This is a genomic window from Streptomyces thermovulgaris, assembly GCF_002155915.1.
Classification (GTDB): domain Bacteria; phylum Actinomycetota; class Actinomycetes; order Streptomycetales; family Streptomycetaceae; genus Streptomyces; species Streptomyces thermovulgaris.
The window spans coordinates 1-14,428 of record NZ_MUME01000197.1; the positions used below are offsets into that span (position 1 = coordinate 1).

The following is a 14,428-nucleotide window of genomic DNA, read 5'->3' on the forward strand; positions in this document are numbered from 1 at the left end:
CCGCACGGCGCCTCCCCGCCCCCGCGCCTCGTCCGCGCGACATGTCCGTACGGTTCGTCCGCGGTTCGTCCGTGCGACGCGCCCGAACGGTGTGCGACACCTCACTCGTGCCCGCCGGAGAAAAAACCTCCAGGGCCCCCGCAAGGCCGCCCGTCGCCGGATCGGGCCGTGATGCACGGTGCTGACCTGCGGCGATGTCGTGCGCATGGCGGTAGCGTCCGACGGGTGGCCCACGGCCGCCGCGCATCCCCCCATTCGGACCAGCGACGGACCTCGCCTACACTCGGTGCCGTGCCACGTGGTGACGGTCGACTCAATCACGACCTGCTCCCCGGTGAGAAAGGCCCCCAGGACGCCTGCGGCGTCTTCGGTGTCTGGGCTCCGGGCGAAGAGGTCGCAAAGCTCACGTACTTCGGGCTGTACGCCCTCCAGCATCGGGGCCAGGAATCCGCGGGCATCGCGGTCAGCAACGGCTCCCAGATCCTCGTCTTCAAGGACATGGGCCTGGTCTCCCAGGTCTTCGACGAGACCTCGCTCAGTTCGCTCCAGGGCCACATCGCGGTCGGCCACACCCGTTACTCGACCACCGGTGCCTCCGTGTGGGAGAACGCCCAGCCGACGTTCCGTGCCACCGCGCACGGCTCCATCGCGCTCGGCCACAACGGCAACCTGGTCAACACCGCCGAGCTCGCCGAGAAGGTCGCCCGGCTGCCCAAGGACACCGCCGGCCGCGCGACCCGGGTGACCGCGACCAACGACACCGACCTGCTCACGGCCCTGCTGGCCGCCCAGGTCGACGACGACGGCAAGCCGCTGACCGTTGAGGAGGCGGCCCACCTCGTCCTCCCGCAGGTCAGGGGTGCCTTCAGCCTGGTCTTCATGGACGAGCACACCCTCTACGCCGCTCGTGACCCCCAGGGCATCCGTCCGCTGGTCCTCGGCCGTCTCGAGCGCGGCTGGGTGGTCGCCTCCGAGACCGCCGCCCTGGACATCGTCGGCGCGAGCTTCGTGCGGGAGGTGGAGCCGGGCGAGTTCGTCGCCATCGACGAGAACGGTCTGCGCACCTCGCGATTCGCGGATGCGAAGCCCAGGGGCTGTGTCTTCGAGTATGTGTACCTGGCCCGCCCCGACACCGACATCGCCGGCCGGAACGTCTACCTCTCCCGTGTCGAGATGGGCCGCCGGCTGGCGAAGGAGGCCCCGGTCGAGGCCGATCTGGTCATAGCGACCCCCGAGTCCGGCACCCCCGCCGCCATCGGCTACGCGGAGGCCTCCGGCATCCCCTTCGGCAGCGGCCTGGTGAAGAACGCCTACGTCGGCCGTACCTTCATCCAGCCCTCGCAGACCATCCGCCAGCTGGGCATCCGGCTGAAACTGAATCCGCTGAAGGAAGTCATCAAGGGCAAGCGCCTGGTCGTCGTCGACGACTCCATCGTGCGCGGCAACACCCAGCGGGCCCTGGTCCGGATGCTGCGCGAGGCCGGCGCGGCCGAGGTGCACATCCGGATCTCCTCCCCGCCGGTGAAGTGGCCCTGCTTCTTCGGCATCGACTTCGCCACCCGGGCCGAGCTCATCGCCAACGGCATGACCATCGAGGAGATCGGCACCTCGCTGGGCGCCGACTCGCTGGCGTACATCTCCCTCGACGGCATGATCGAGGCGACCACCAGGGCCAAGCCCAGCCTGTGCCGCGCCTGCTTCGACGGCGAGTACCCGATGGAACTCCCCGACCCCGAGCTGCTCGGCAAGCGGCTGCTGGAGACCGAGCTGGCCGCCGGTCCCGCCGACACGGCCGTGGCCGACGCGATTCGCCGCCCGTAAGCACGCAGACGACACGAAGGTACCCAAGGTCATGTCTTCCGAGACCACTGGCGCCAGCTACGCGAGCGCCGGCGTCGACATCGAGGCGGGCGACCGCGCCGTCGAGCTCATGAAGGAGTGGGTGAAGAAGACCCGCCGCCCCGAGGTGCTCGGCGGCCTCGGCGGCTTCGCCGGGCTCTTCGACGCCTCCGCCCTCAAGCGCTACGAACGCCCGCTGCTCGCCTCCGCCACGGACGGCGTGGGCACCAAGGTCGACATCGCCCGCCGGATGGGCGTGTACGACACCATCGGCCGCGACCTGGTCGCCATGGTCATGGACGACATCGTGGTGTGCGGCGCCGAGCCGCTGTTCATGACCGACTACATCTGCGTCGGCAAGGTGTACCCCGAGCGGGTCGCCGCGCTCGTCAAGGGCATCGCGGAGGGCTGTGTGCTGGCCGGCTGCGCCCTGATCGGCGGTGAGACGGCCGAACACCCGGGGCTCCTCGGAGAGGACGACTTCGACGTCGCCGGCGCGGGTACGGGCGTCGTGGAGGCCGACCGGGTGCTCGGCGCGGACCGCGTCCGCAAGGGCGACGCGGTGATCGCCATGGCGTCCTCCGGTCTTCACTCCAACGGGTACTCCCTGGTCCGGCATGTGCTGCTGGACCGGGCCGGCCTGTCGCTGGACGCGCACATCGAGGACCTCGGCCGCACCCTCGGCGAGGAGCTGCTCGAGCCGACCAGGATCTACTCGCTGGACTGCCTGGCGCTGACCCGCACCACCGAGGTGCACGCCTTCAGCCATGTCACCGGCGGCGGGCTCGCCGCCAACCTGGCCCGGGTGATCCCGGACGGTCTGCACGCCGTGATCGACCGCTCCACCTGGACCCCGGCGCCGGTCTTCGACCTCGTCGCGAAGAGCGGCAACGTCGAACGGCTGGAGCTGGAGCGGACCCTCAACATGGGCGTGGGCATGCTCGCGATCGTCCCCGAGGAGTCGGCCGACGTGGCGCTCACCACTCTGGCCGACCGCGGTGTCGACGCCTGGGTGGCCGGCGAGATCACCGACCGCGGCGACCACACCACAGGTGCGGCCCTGGTGGGAGAGCACGCGTGAGCGCACCCCGCGCCCGCCTTCGGCGCACACCGGCCGCTCGCGCCGGGTCGGCGCGAGTCGGCCGTGACCTGTACCGGTTGGGATCGGCAGCACGAAACCCGGTCCGGTGCGTGAGCACCCGGACCGGGTGAGGTGCGATGCCTACGGCACGCGGAAGGCGACCGGGCCGCCGCGGACGTCACGCGCCGCGGCGGTGCTGGCGCGAGGAGTCGTCCTCGTCGTCCTCGTCGTCCTCGTACAGATCGGCGTACCGTGCGTACAGGTCGTCGTGCTCATCGTCCTCGAAGCGGTCGCCCTTCGGTGACTGATTCGACGTCGATGCGCCCAGCTCCTTGGCCAGGCGTGCGAGGTCCGTCCCACCGCTGTTGTACTTCAGCTGGCGGGCGACCTTCGTCTGCTTGGCCTTGGCCCGGCCGCGCCCCATGGCTCGACCCCCTCAACGACGGGGCTCGACGGCCCCAGAGTCTGACACGCGTTCATGATCCGGAACGGGCTCTCCGCGGAGAGGCCGTTCCGTAGGTGCTTCCACGGTACCTGAGCCCGCGCCCATACGGTACGTCGCCCACAGGGCGCGCGTGTACGAGGGGCCGTCGAAGCACCCCGTCCTCACAGGTCAGCCTCGATTTCAAGCACTTCTCGAGAGGCGACCCGCCGGTGGACGTGACGGGCGTCTCCACCCCTCCACCGGCAGGTACCGCACAAACGTACGAACGATGCGCGGGTTCCGTGCGCCCTCAGCGGGCGGCCCGAGCCTCCGCCATCCGCTGCTCGGCGATCCGGTCGGCGGCGGCGCCCGGGGGAACCCCGTCCTTCTTTGCACGTGCGAAGATTTCCAGCGTGGTGTCGAAGATCTTCGCGGCCTTCGCCTTGCACCGCTCGAAGTCGAAGCCGTGCAGCTCGTCGGCGACCTGGATGACACCGCCGGCGTTCACCACGTAGTCCGGTGCGTAGAGGATCCGGCGGTCGGCCAGGTCCTTCTCGACACCCGGGTGGGCGAGCTGGTTGTTGGCCGCGCCGCACACCACCTTGGCGGTCAGCACCGGCACGGTCTCGTCGTTCAGGGCGCCGCCGAGCGCGCAGGGGGCGTAGATGTCCAGCCCCTCCGTCCGGATCAGCGCATCGGTGTCGGGCGCCACGGCCACGGACGGGTGCCGCTCGGTCACCCGCCGCACGGCCTCCTCCCGCACATCCGTGATCACGACCTGGGCGCCCTCCGCGAGCAGGTGCTCCACCAGGTGGTGCCCCACCTTGCCGACGCCCGCGACACCGACCTTGCGGTCGCGCAGCGACGGGTCGCCCCACAGATGCTGGGCCGCGGCCCGCATGCCCTGGTAGACGCCGAAGGAGGTCAGCACCGAGGAGTCGCCGGCGCCGCCGTTCTCGGGCGAGCGGCCGGTCGTCCAGCGGCACACGCGCGCCACCACGTCCATGTCGGCGACATAGGTGCCGACGTCGCACGCGGTGACGTACCGCCCGCCGAGCGAGGCCACGAACCGCCCGTAGGCGAGCAGCAGCTCCTCGGTCTTGATCTGCTCCGGATCACCGATGATCACGGCCTTGCCGCCGCCGTGCGCGAGGCCGGCCATGGCGTTCTTGTAGGACATCCCGCGGGCGAGGTTGAGGACGTCGGCGACGGCCTGCTCCTCGTTCGCGTACGGGTAGAAGCGCGTACCGCCGAGCGCGGGCCCCAGGGCGGTGGAGTGGATGGCGATGACGGCCTTGAGGCCGCTGGCGCGGTCCTGGCACAGCACGACTTGCTCATGGCCCCCCTGCTCCGAGTGGAACAGGGTGTGCAGGACGCCGTTGGTTACGTCGGTCACGGTGGTGACTCCTGGGTAAGTAGCGGCGAGTGGGAACAGGTCCTCGTAAGGGTGGCGAGGGCCGTGCCAGGAGAGTAGACCCTGACCACCCCCACCGGCCCCGCAGTGGTCGGGATCACCCTCCCCTGGAGTACCTTCCCACCCGCGCGTGGGACGATTTGCAGTGGTTTTCCGTCCACCCGGGCGCGGGCCGGACGGGTTTCGGGTCAGGTCCGATGGGGAGGGAGCAGGCGTGCCCAAGGTGTCCTCCGTGGTCGTGCCGTACGCGACCTACTTGCGCGTCTACGAGCCGCTGGCCGCCTTCCCGGAGCCGGAGCGCAGCCACTGGGCGCGCTACGCCCGCCGCCCCGACCGCCCCTCCTACCAGGACGAACTGCGCCGCTCCCTGGCCGACCTGCTGCCCACCCCGCCGGTGCCGGTGCCGGTGCACGAGAGCCAGGACGCCTTCGTGCTCGACGTCGACGGGATGATCCGCGTCTGCCCCTGGCGCACCCGGCTGCGCGGCTGGCAGGCCCTGCGCAATCTCGCCAAGGAGCTTCCGGCGGTGGTCCTGGACGCGGTCCTGCCCCCGGTCGTGCGGCACCAGGCCGTCCAGGACTACGAGCGCTGGCTGGCCGACCACCCCGACGCCCGCCCCTGGATCCGCACGGCGACCTGGCAGGTTCCGCTGAACTGGTTCGTGCTGGTGTCCGACGAGGAGCGGGAGTACCTCAGGGGCGACGGCGGCGGCGACGCGGTGCTGCGCTACCGCACGCCGATGGTGCAGGCCCGGCGGCGGGTGGCGCGGGCGCTGCGGGCCCTGCGGGAGGCCGTCGACGAGGGGCCGCTGATCGACGGCCTGGTGGACGTCGGCCGCTGGCTGGAGGAGTTCCACCCGCGTTCGCTGGTGGAACTGGACTACGGCGGGCTGGTGCACGCGCTGCCGGCCGACGAGCTGGAGGACGACCACTCGGCCGCCGACGTGGCCGAGGGCATCGAGGCGCTGCGGCGCGGCGACGGCGTGGCGGCGGGGGAGGCGTACGGCCGGCTCGTGGAGCGCTGGCGGGCGGTGCGTGAACGGCGGTCTGCGAACTGACGGTATGACAGATGGGGCGCGTGCGGCCGCCGCGATGGCCGCGGCGGCCGTGAGGCACGTGACGCGGGTCACGGTGCCGTCGTCCCCCGGCGTCGTACCGTCGAGTACGTTTCGGCGAGCTGACGGGGTGTAGGTCACGATCCGGGCTTTTGTGCCAAGGGTGACGGACCGCACGTACAAGGCCCTTGCCTCTGTTGCCCACCCTCGTGCCAAAATAGGACAAGGAGTCCGGGGAGGGCTCCATCCGTCCAACTGTGCTCTGCCATGGGCGGAATCTCCGCACTGCACGCTTTGGGGGGTTTCGTGACTCCTGATCGCCCCGTGACTGATCGTTACAGGGGCGTGACTGTCCGCTATGGCATGGTCCATCGGCTTCCGTCGCTGATGGACGCCTGGGAGGGCAATTCCATCGGTTTGGCCGACGCGGCTGGACAGATGGTGTAGTTGTAGTGCCGAGGACAAGCCGTTCGTCCTATAACTGACTCGGCTCGCGTCCGCCATTTCGGGCAACGCGGGTCAAGGTGCAGAATTTAGAGGAAAGAACCGAGAACGTCGGTTCTCCCGAGGAGGCCGCTCATGACCGCTCGCACCCCTGATGCCGAGCCGCTGCTGACCCCGGCTGAGGTCGCCACCATGTTCCGCGTCGACCCCAAGACGGTCACGCGCTGGGCGAAGGCCGGCAAGCTCACGTCGATCCGCACGCTCGGCGGGCACCGCCGTTACCGCGAGGCCGAGGTCCGCGCACTGCTCGCGGGAATTCCGCAGCAGCGCAGCGAGGCCTGAACGGCCGAACGACCGGGCAGACCGGCTGGTCCCCCAACCGGCCGAGGTGCCCTCAACCATAGCTCCAAGCGACGCGGGACCTGCCCCAACAGGCCTCATGCCCGAGCTGTCAGAGTTCTTCGACTGAACAACTGAACAAGGGTGCGTCGTCGATCGCGCCGGACTCCGCCAGGTCCGGCGCGATCTTTTTGTGTGCCGATGGTGGCCGGTGGGGCGGCTCTGTGGACGGCTCCGTCGGAATCCGTGAGAGGCGACGGACCATCTGTGGAGCATCCCACAGAGCAGTACAATTGCACATATTAAATTGAGTGGTGGGAGGACGGGTGTAAATACCGTTCCTTCAAAAACTTATACGGTGACACCCGTCACATGTCAGGGAGCTTGTTCTCCGCCGGATCTCTGCGCTATTGGAACCCGCGCTTCCATCACCCCACGCAGGCACGGGAGTTCACGTTTCACGCGCGGGAGATGCCGTCGTCCCCGGCCGTGTCCGTCGGAGCCCGGAAGGGCTGAGAACCCGGAGCGGGCTTAGGGATCTGAAGAGTCTGAGCGGCCTGAGGGACCTGAGAGGTCTGGGAAGTCTCGGAAGTCTGGGGGGCCGTCCGCGGGGCACTGTCCATCGCGAGCCGCAACAGGCGGTGGCAGACGGGACAGTGGCGCGTGCGGTGACGGTACGACGAGGCGGCTGCGAGATGCGCACGGAGCAACGCCCGCGTTTCGTGCCTGGCCGATGCCGCCATACGCCACCTCCAGCGGACCGTACGGGGAGCGGTCCCTGCCTCTCTGGGTACCGAGGGAATGTGACTCCGTCAAGATGCACCGCGCTTCGCGCCGCGTCCCGCGCCGTGCCTCGTGCGGCGCGCGTGTGCGGCGTACGCGCACGCGCTGCGAGGCGCCGCACGCCGGTTCCGTGCCCGCGAGGGACCGCTCCCGCGAGCCCGCCGGGCCCCGCTGCCGGACCGGCCGGCACCGCTCGGTGCCCGGGAGCCCGCAGGCGCCCGGAAGCCGGCCGACGCCACGAGGTCGGCCGGTCCGCACATGACCCGCACAGGGAAAAGCCCGCCTCCGGCACGGGCGGGCGGATGACACGGCGAAGGCCCGCCTCCGTTGCCGGGGCGGGCCTTCGCTTCCTGCTGCGGTCCTGACGGGATTTGAACCCGCGGCCTCCACCTTGACAGGGTGGCGAGCACTCCAAACTGCTCCACAGGACCAGGCTCGCGGCGCCACTGATGCGTTGCGCTGCGAAAAGAGACTGTACAGGAGGTGAGGCTCCTGGTCGAACTCACTCAGGGTGTGCGCGTCGTCACGGGGCCAGGGCGTCGATCGCCTTCATGATCCGCTTGTCCGAGACGGGGTACGCCGTGCCCAGCGCATGGGCGAAGTAGCTGACCCGCAGTTCCTCGATCATCCAGCGGATGTCCCGCACCGCGGGCGGCACCGGCCGGCCCTGCGGCATCTGCTCGAGGAGCCAGGCGTACTCGTCCTGCATGTCGTGGACCTTCTCCATGCGGGTGGTGTCCCGCTGGACGTTCGTCGGCATCTGCTGCAGACGGCGGTCCACGGCCACCAGATACCGCTTCAGATCGGGCAGCCGCCGTATCCCCGCCTCCGTCACGAAGCCGGGCTTCACCAGGCCGTCCAGCTGCGCCCGTACGTCCGCCAGGTTCGGCAGCAGCGCGGGGCTGCGTACGGCCTTCAGACGGCGCTCACAGGCCTGCCAGACGGCCAGCACCTGCTGCACCTGGCCCACGGTGCGCACGGTCGTGTCCACGATCTCGGCGCGCACCCTGTCGTACAGCTTCCGGTACGACTCCTCGTCCCACACCGGTCCGCCGAAGTCCTCGATCAGCCGGTCCGCCGCCGCCGTCGCGCAGTCGTCGAACAGCGCCTGGATCGAACCGTGCGGATTCGCCGACAGGGCGAGCTTCTGCTGGTTCGTCAACTTTTCGGATGCGAACTTCGCAGGGTTCACCGGGATGTTGCGCAGGATCAGCCGGCGCGTTCCCCTCCACATGGCCTCGGCCTGCTCGGCCTCGGTGTCGAAGAGCCGCACGGACACGGTGTCGCCGTCGTCGACCAGCGCGGGGTACGCCTTCACCGGCTGACCGGCCCGACGGGTCTCGAAGACCCGGCTGAGCGTGCCGATCGTCCAGTCGGTCAGCCCCGTGCGCTCCAGCGCCTCGCCACCGGTGCGCGAGGCGGTCGCCGCGGCGGCCCGGGACAGGGCCTTGCGCGCCCTCGGCTTCAGCCGCAGCTTCAGCGCCTCCAGGTCCTTGTCCTCGGCCAGCTTCCGGCGCCGCTCGTCGACGATCCGGAAAGTGATCTTCAGATGGTCGGGGACCTTGGACCAGTCGAAGTCCTCGGGCCCGAAGGGCACACCGACCATCCGCTTCAGCTCGCGCGCCATGGCCGTGGTCAGCGGCTCCTGCAGGGGCGTCGCCTTCTCCAGGAACGCCTTGGCGTAGTTCGGGGCGGGCACGTAGTTCCGGCGGATCGGTTTCGGCAGCGAGCGGATCAGCTCGGTGACGAGCTCCTCGCGCAGACCCGGGATCTGCCAGTCGAAGCCCTCCCCGGTGACCTGGTTGAGCACGTGCAGCGGGATGTGGACGGTCACACCGTCCGCGTCCGCGCCCGGCTCGAACTGGTACGTCACCCGGAACCTCAGGTCCCCCTGCCGCCAGGAGTCCGGGTAGTCGGCCTTGGTGACCGCCTCCGCCGACTCCCGGATCAGCATCTCCCGCTCGAAGTCCAGGAAGTCCGGCTGCTCCTGCCGCTTCCGCTTCCACCAGGCGTCGAAGTGGGCGCCGGAGACGACGTGCTCGGGCACCCGCTGGTCGTAGAAGTCGAACAGCGTCTCGTCGTCGACCACGATGTCCCGGCGCCGGGCCCGGTGCTCCAGCTCCTCGACCTCGCTGAGCAGCCTGCGGTTGTCGGCGAAGAACTTGTGGTGCGTACGCCAGTCGCCCTCGACCAGTGCGTGACGGATGAACAGCTCCCGGCTGAGCTCCGGGTCGATCCGCCCGTAGTTCACCTTCCGCCGGGCGACAATCGGCACGCCGTACAGCGTCACCTTCTCGTACGCCATCACCGCCGCCTGGTCCTTCTCCCAGTGCGGCTCGCTGTACGTCCGTTTGAGGAGATGGCCGGCCAGGGGCTCGACCCACTCCGGTTCGATCCTCGCGTTGACCCGGGCCCACAGCCGTGAGGTCTCCACCAGCTCCGCCGACATCACGAACCGCGGCGGCTTCTTGAACAGCGCCGAACCCGGGAAGATCGCGAACTTGGCGTTGCGGGCGCCCAGGTACTCGTTGCGCCCGCCCTCCCTGCGGCCGCCCGGTCCCGAGTCCTTGGACTCCTTCACGTCCTTCATGCCGATGTGCGACAGCAGCCCGGCGAGCAGGGAGATGTGGATGCGGTCGGCGGGGGCGTCCCGGTCGTTGATGTGCAGGCCCATCTGCTGGGCGACCGTGCGCAGCTGGGAGTAGATGTCCTGCCACTCGCGGATGCGCAGGAAGTTGAGGAACTCCTGCTTGCACATCCGCCGGAAGGACGACGAGCCCCGCTCCTTCTGCTGCTCGCGGATGTAGCGCCAGAGGTTCAGGAAGGCGAGGAAGTCGCTGGACTCGTCCCGGAACCGCGCGTGCTGCTGGTCGGCCTGGGTCTGCTTGTCGGCGGGACGCTCGCGCGGGTCCTGGATGGACAGCGCGGCGGCGATCACCATGACCTCGCGGACACAGCCGTTCCTGTCCGCCTCCAGGATCATCCGGGCCAGCCGCGGGTCGACCGGCAGCTGGGCCAGCTTGCGGCCCAGCGGCGTGAGCCGCTTGCGGGGGTCCTTCTGCGTCGGGTCCAGCGCGCCGAGCTCCTGCAGCAGCTGGATGCCGTCGCGGATGTTGCGGTGGTCCGGCGGGTCGATGAACGGGAACTTCTCGATGTCGCCGAGGCCGGCCGCGGTCATCTGCAGGATGACGGAGGCCAGGTTGGTGCGCAGGATCTCCGGGTCGGTGAACTCCGGCCGGGAGAGGAAGTCCTCCTCGGAGTACAGCCGGATGCAGATGCCGTCGGACGTACGGCCGCAGCGTCCCTTGCGCTGATTGGCGCTGGCCTGCGAGATCGGCTCGATCGGCAGCCGCTGCACCTTGGTGCGGTGGCTGTAGCGGGAGATCCGGGCGAAGCCGGGATCGATGACGTACTTGATGCCGGGCACGGTCAGGGAGGTCTCGGCGACGTTGGTCGCCAGCACGATCCTGCGCCCGGTGTGCGGCTGGAAGACACGGTGCTGCTCGGCGTGCGAGAGCCGGGCGTACAGCGGCAGCACCTCGGTGAACCGGTACCGCTTCTTGTTGAGCGCGTCGGCCGTGTCGCGGATCTCCCGCTCCCCGGAGAGGAAGACGAGGATGTCCCCGGGCCCCTCGGCCATCAGCTCCTCGACGGCGTCGATGATCGCGGTGATCTGGTCCCGGTCGGCGTCGTCGCCGGCGTCCGGGCCCTCCTCGAGCAGCGGCCGGTAGCGCACCTCCACGGGATAGGTCCGCCCGCTGACCTCGATGATCGGCGCATTGCCGAAGTGCCGGGAGAAGCGCTCCGGGTCGATGGTGGCCGAGGTGATGACCACCTTGAGGTCGGGCCGCCTCGGCAGCAGCTGCGCCAGATAGCCGAGCAGGAAGTCGATGTTGAGCGACCGCTCGTGGGCCTCGTCGATGATGATCGTGTCGTAGGCGCGCAGCTCGCGGTCGGTCTGGATCTCGGCGAGCAGGATGCCGTCCGTCATCAGCTTGATGAACGTGGCGTCCGGGTCCACCTGGTCGGTGAACCGCACCTTCCAGCCGACGGCCTCGCCCAGCGGCGTCCTCAGCTCCTCGGCGACGCGCTCGGCGACGGTACGGGCGGCGATGCGGCGGGGCTGGGTGTGCCCGATCATGCCCCGTACGCCCCGTCCGAGCTCCAGGCAGATCTTCGGGATCTGGGTGGTCTTCCCGGACCCGGTCTCACCGGCGATGACGACGACCTGGTGATCGCGGATGGCCTCCGCGATCTCGTCCTTCTTCTGGCTGACCGGCAGCTGCTCCGGGTAGCGGACCTCCGGCACCCGGGACCGCCGGGCGGCCATGCGCTCCTCGGCCTTCCCTATCTCCTCCTCGATCTCGGCGAGGACGGCGGCACGCGCCTGGGGCTTGCGGATCTTGCGCGCACCTTCGAGCCTGCGGCCGAGCCGGTGCGCGTCGCGCAGCGACAGCTCGTCCAGGCGGGAGGCGAGGGTGCCGAGGGCGGGGGCGGGATGCGTAGACATACGGGATCCAGGATCTCACCTCGGGGAAATTGCGCGCGAACCATTTGACCGCGGGTCCGGCGGCACGGCGAAGGCCCCGTCCCTCGGGACGGGGCCTTCGGAGGGGGCGATGACGGGGACAGACCGGTGCGACAGGGGTTCAGCAGCGCCGCTGACCCTCCCGGTAGCCGTCCCGGTAGCCGTCCCGGAAGCCGCGCTGGTAGTCCCTCTGCGACTCCTGCTGGACCAGCTGGTGGGAATGGGCGGCCGGCTGCTTGCGGTCGTCCCGGCGGTTCCGGTCACGGTTCCGGTCGCGGTCCCGGTGGTCCCGGTGGTCCCGGTCGCAGCGCCGCTGACCGTCCCGGAGCCCGGACCTGTGGCCGTCCCTGTAGCCCCGCCGGTAGTCCTGTTCCGTCTGGGGAATGCTGACCGCGGCGCCGACCTGGGTCGTGCTGGGCGGGGCGGCGAAGGCCGGCTGGAAGCTGAGGGGAGCCAGAGCGACCGCCGCGGCGACGAAGGTCGAGCCCAGGACGGCCGCACGCTTTGTGTGAGTGGGCATGAATGCCCCCTTTGACTTGTTACTCACGTGTTTCTTTTTTCACTCTAGTCACCCGAATGGTGCCTGCAACTCAGGTGACTGGTGGTGCTTCTGGGTTTCCCGGGGTAAAAGCAGAGCCTTTCTTGCGGAGCTTGCCGGGTGCCGTTGACGCGGCGGGCGGCGTGGGCGGCGCCGGGACGTCACGGATCCGCTCCGCCTCGGCGGCGAGGATCCGACGCAGGGCCTCGCGCACCAGTTCCGCGTCGTCCACGACGAGTGCATGGATCATCCGGGCTCCCCCCTGTGCCTGACGCACCCTCAGGAGGCGTGCGCTCCTCCCCAGGAGCGATGGCGCCGGCGAGCACGCCGGTGCTCCGCGAGGCCGGGGCGGAACTGCTCGGGCAGCTCGCCTCCGGCACACCGGTCGCGGACATCGCCAAGTGCTCCGGCCACTTCGAACGGCATCTGCACCGGGCCGTACGCAATCCCTGCACCCGGGTCGGCGCCCGCAACCGCAGCGAGGCCATCGCGACGGCGGGGCCATGGGTCCGGGGGCCTCGTCCTGGTCGACAAGCCGACGGCGCCGGAGCGACACTCTCCTGTGCGGGCTGCGGCAGTGATCCGGCCTGCCCACCGCCGACTGCCGACCGGAAGGACCGGCGACGTGATCATTTTCGGCATCAAGGGATACCTCCACCAGCTCGCGATACTGACGCTGGTGTGCGGGCAGTGCGGCAATCCCGCCGCGCATGCGCTCCGCAAGCGGGTCATGAAGTTCACGCTGTTCTTCGTGCCGCTCTTCCCGGTCTCGACGAAGTACGCGACCCAGTGCACCTTCTGCGGTGCGGAGCAGCGGGTGACCGAGGAGCAGGCGCGGCAGCTCCAGGCGCAGGCCGCCGGGCAGGGGCACGGCCGGCACCCCCAGCAGCAGCCGTACGGGCCCTGATACGGCGCGTTTCCCGGCCGGGCCGGTCCCCGAGGAGCACCCCGGGCCGGATGGTGCCGTGGGCCGGCCGTCGGCCGCCGAAGCCCGGGGCCGCCGAGGAAGGCGGCCGCCGGCCACGGCTCCGGCCCGGATGGGCGGAAGACGCCGCGGAGGCCGGGGACACCCTCTCCTGAGAACCGCCGCCGTGACGGTCGGCGCGGGTGACATGCGCGGGTGACATGAAGGAGCCCCTCTCCGGTGAGAGTCGGAGAGGGGCGAATGCCCTGGTGGGGGCGGTGGTGGCTGGGGCCGGGGTCGAACCGGCGACCTTCCGCTTTTCAGGCGGACGCTCGTACCAACTGAGCTACCCAGCCACGAGGTTTCACGTGAAACCTCAGCGGTCCTGACGGGATTTGAACCCGCGGCCTCCACCTTGACAGGGTGGCGAGCACTCCAAACTGCTCCACAGGACCAGGATCGCACACGAAACTGATGAAGCTAAGTGTCGCATACGGTACTGCGTGCCCCCAACGGGATTCGAACCCGTGCTACCGCCTTGAAAGGGCGGCGTCCTAGGCCGCTAGACGATGAGGGCTATACGGCCCGCCGGGGCGCTTCATCAGCGCGTCGGGGACGTGGAAAGCATAGGGGATGCGCGGGCTATCGCCAAAACTGTTTAGGGGCGGGACGGGGACGGCCCGGTCGGAGACGGGGTCGCGCCGGGCTGGTTCTCCTCGGGCAGATGGCGGCTGACCTCCGCTGTTGCCCGTCCCAGGCCGCCCAGTCTGATCGAGTCCCAGGCCTGGAGACGGCGGCTGTCGCGGTCGAAGTAGAGGATCGACGCCTCGATCGGATCGGGCTGCTGTCCCTCGACCGCGCGCAGACCGCTGCCGCCCGTCGAGCCCTCCATGCGCAGCCGGGTGCCGTAGGGGAGGACCTCCGTGTCCTGGCGGTGGAAGTGACCGCACAGAACCAGCGGAACGGTGCCGTCCGTCTCGCGGGCCGCCACCGGTTCATGGACGACGGCGACGTCGACCGGGGTGCCCTTGGCCCGCTGGTCGCGCAGTGCGGAGGCCAGGCGGGCGCCCGCCAGCCTCT

At 70.0% G+C, this 14,428-nt stretch carries 11 protein-coding genes, 4 tRNA genes and 1 pseudogene; 5 read left to right on the forward strand and 11 right to left on the reverse strand.

What is annotated here, in order from left to right; all coding sequences use genetic code 11:
* Positions 1 to 291 precede the first annotated feature (291 nt).
* Positions 292 to 1,821 carry an amidophosphoribosyltransferase gene (gene purF / locus CCN35_RS16750; protein WP_067398809.1) on the forward strand — a complete coding sequence of 510 codons (1,530 nt, stop codon included), beginning with the start codon at positions 292 to 294 and terminating at the stop codon, positions 1,819 to 1,821.
* A 31-nt stretch (positions 1,822 to 1,852) separates the two neighbouring features.
* Positions 1,853 to 2,920 (forward strand): phosphoribosylformylglycinamidine cyclo-ligase, encoded by a 1,068-nt coding sequence (gene purM / locus CCN35_RS16755; protein WP_067398811.1) that lies wholly within the window; start codon positions 1,853 to 1,855, stop codon positions 2,918 to 2,920.
* A 178-nt stretch (positions 2,921 to 3,098) separates the two neighbouring features.
* Here purM and CCN35_RS16760 read toward each other — a convergent pair whose 3' ends face one another.
* The gene (locus CCN35_RS16760) at positions 3,099 to 3,344 is read right to left on the reverse strand and encodes a DUF3073 domain-containing protein (RefSeq protein WP_067398813.1); all 246 of its coding nucleotides are present in this window, start codon (positions 3,342 to 3,344) and stop codon (positions 3,099 to 3,101) included.
* A gap of 310 nt (positions 3,345 to 3,654) precedes the next feature.
* Entirely contained in the window at positions 3,655 to 4,740 is a 1,086-nt protein-coding gene (locus tag CCN35_RS16765; RefSeq protein WP_086793330.1) for a Leu/Phe/Val dehydrogenase, read from the reverse strand.
* A gap of 232 nt (positions 4,741 to 4,972) precedes the next feature.
* Between CCN35_RS16765 and CCN35_RS16770 the strand changes: the two genes are divergently transcribed.
* A complete protein-coding gene (locus CCN35_RS16770; RefSeq protein ID WP_067398818.1) occupies positions 4,973 to 5,815 on the forward strand; it encodes a DUF8083 family protein in 843 nt (280 codons plus the stop codon).
* A 576-nt stretch (positions 5,816 to 6,391) separates the two neighbouring features.
* The gene (bldC, locus tag CCN35_RS16780) at positions 6,392 to 6,598 is read left to right on the forward strand and encodes a developmental transcriptional regulator BldC (protein WP_003949541.1); all 207 of its coding nucleotides are present in this window, start codon (positions 6,392 to 6,394) and stop codon (positions 6,596 to 6,598) included.
* Between the two features lie 455 nt (positions 6,599 to 7,053).
* Here bldC and CCN35_RS29510 read toward each other — a convergent pair whose 3' ends face one another.
* The 5 genes from CCN35_RS29510 to CCN35_RS28090 form a co-directional block, all read right to left on the reverse strand.
* Complete coding sequence (locus tag CCN35_RS29510; protein ID WP_086793332.1) at positions 7,054 to 7,338, reverse strand: DUF6274 family protein; 285 nt, start codon at positions 7,336 to 7,338, stop codon at positions 7,054 to 7,056.
* 396 nt (positions 7,339 to 7,734) lie between these two features.
* Positions 7,735 to 7,809, reverse strand: a tRNA-Asp gene (locus tag CCN35_RS16790).
* 92 nt (positions 7,810 to 7,901) lie between these two features.
* Positions 7,902 to 11,888 (reverse strand): ATP-dependent RNA helicase HrpA, encoded by a 3,987-nt coding sequence (gene hrpA / locus CCN35_RS16795; protein WP_086793334.1) that lies wholly within the window; start codon positions 11,886 to 11,888, stop codon positions 7,902 to 7,904.
* Positions 11,889 to 12,027: 139 nt separating this feature from the next.
* Positions 12,028 to 12,426 carry a hypothetical protein gene (locus CCN35_RS29985; RefSeq protein WP_086793336.1) on the reverse strand — a complete coding sequence of 133 codons (399 nt, stop codon included), beginning with the start codon at positions 12,424 to 12,426 and terminating at the stop codon, positions 12,028 to 12,030.
* 70 nt (positions 12,427 to 12,496) lie between these two features.
* Positions 12,497 to 12,694, reverse strand: a complete 198-nt coding sequence (locus tag CCN35_RS28090; RefSeq protein ID WP_143631596.1) for a hypothetical protein — start codon at positions 12,692 to 12,694, stop codon at positions 12,497 to 12,499.
* 375 nt (positions 12,695 to 13,069) lie between these two features.
* Between CCN35_RS28090 and CCN35_RS16805 the strand changes: the two genes are divergently transcribed.
* Entirely contained in the window at positions 13,070 to 13,351 is a 282-nt protein-coding gene (locus CCN35_RS16805) for a zinc-ribbon domain-containing protein (RefSeq protein WP_067398824.1), read from the forward strand.
* Between the two features lie 276 nt (positions 13,352 to 13,627).
* On the opposite strand, the gene CCN35_RS16810 is transcribed toward CCN35_RS16805, so the two are convergent.
* The 4 genes and pseudogenes from CCN35_RS16810 to CCN35_RS16825 all read right to left on the reverse strand — a co-directional run.
* Positions 13,628 to 13,704 (reverse strand) — tRNA-Phe (locus CCN35_RS16810).
* Between the two features lie 24 nt (positions 13,705 to 13,728).
* A tRNA-Asp gene (locus CCN35_RS16815) sits at positions 13,729 to 13,803 on the reverse strand.
* 49 nt (positions 13,804 to 13,852) lie between these two features.
* Positions 13,853 to 13,925: transfer RNA gene (locus tag CCN35_RS16820), tRNA-Glu, on the reverse strand.
* 81 nt (positions 13,926 to 14,006) lie between these two features.
* Positions 14,007 to 14,428, reverse strand: a pseudogene (locus CCN35_RS16825) (hypothetical protein); the annotation flags it as partial.

Coding starts and splice junctions, on each gene's coding strand:
- purM (WP_067398811.1), top strand. CDS start 1,853: ATGTCTTCCGAGACCACTGGCGCCAGCTACGCGAGCGCCGGCGTCGAC.
- CCN35_RS16760 (WP_067398813.1), bottom strand. CDS start 3,344: ATGGGGCGCGGCCGGGCCAAGGCCAAGCAGACGAAGGTCGCCCGCCAG.
- bldC (WP_003949541.1), top strand. CDS start 6,392: ATGACCGCTCGCACCCCTGATGCCGAGCCGCTGCTGACCCCGGCTGAG.
- CCN35_RS29510 (WP_086793332.1), bottom strand. CDS start 7,338: ATGGCGGCATCGGCCAGGCACGAAACGCGGGCGTTGCTCCGTGCGCAT.
- hrpA (WP_086793334.1), bottom strand. CDS start 11,888: ATGTCTACGCATCCCGCCCCCGCCCTCGGCACCCTCGCCTCCCGCCTG.
- CCN35_RS29985 (WP_086793336.1), bottom strand. CDS start 12,426: ATGCCCACTCACACAAAGCGTGCGGCCGTCCTGGGCTCGACCTTCGTC.
- CCN35_RS28090 (WP_143631596.1), bottom strand. CDS start 12,694: ATGATCCATGCACTCGTCGTGGACGACGCGGAACTGGTGCGCGAGGCC.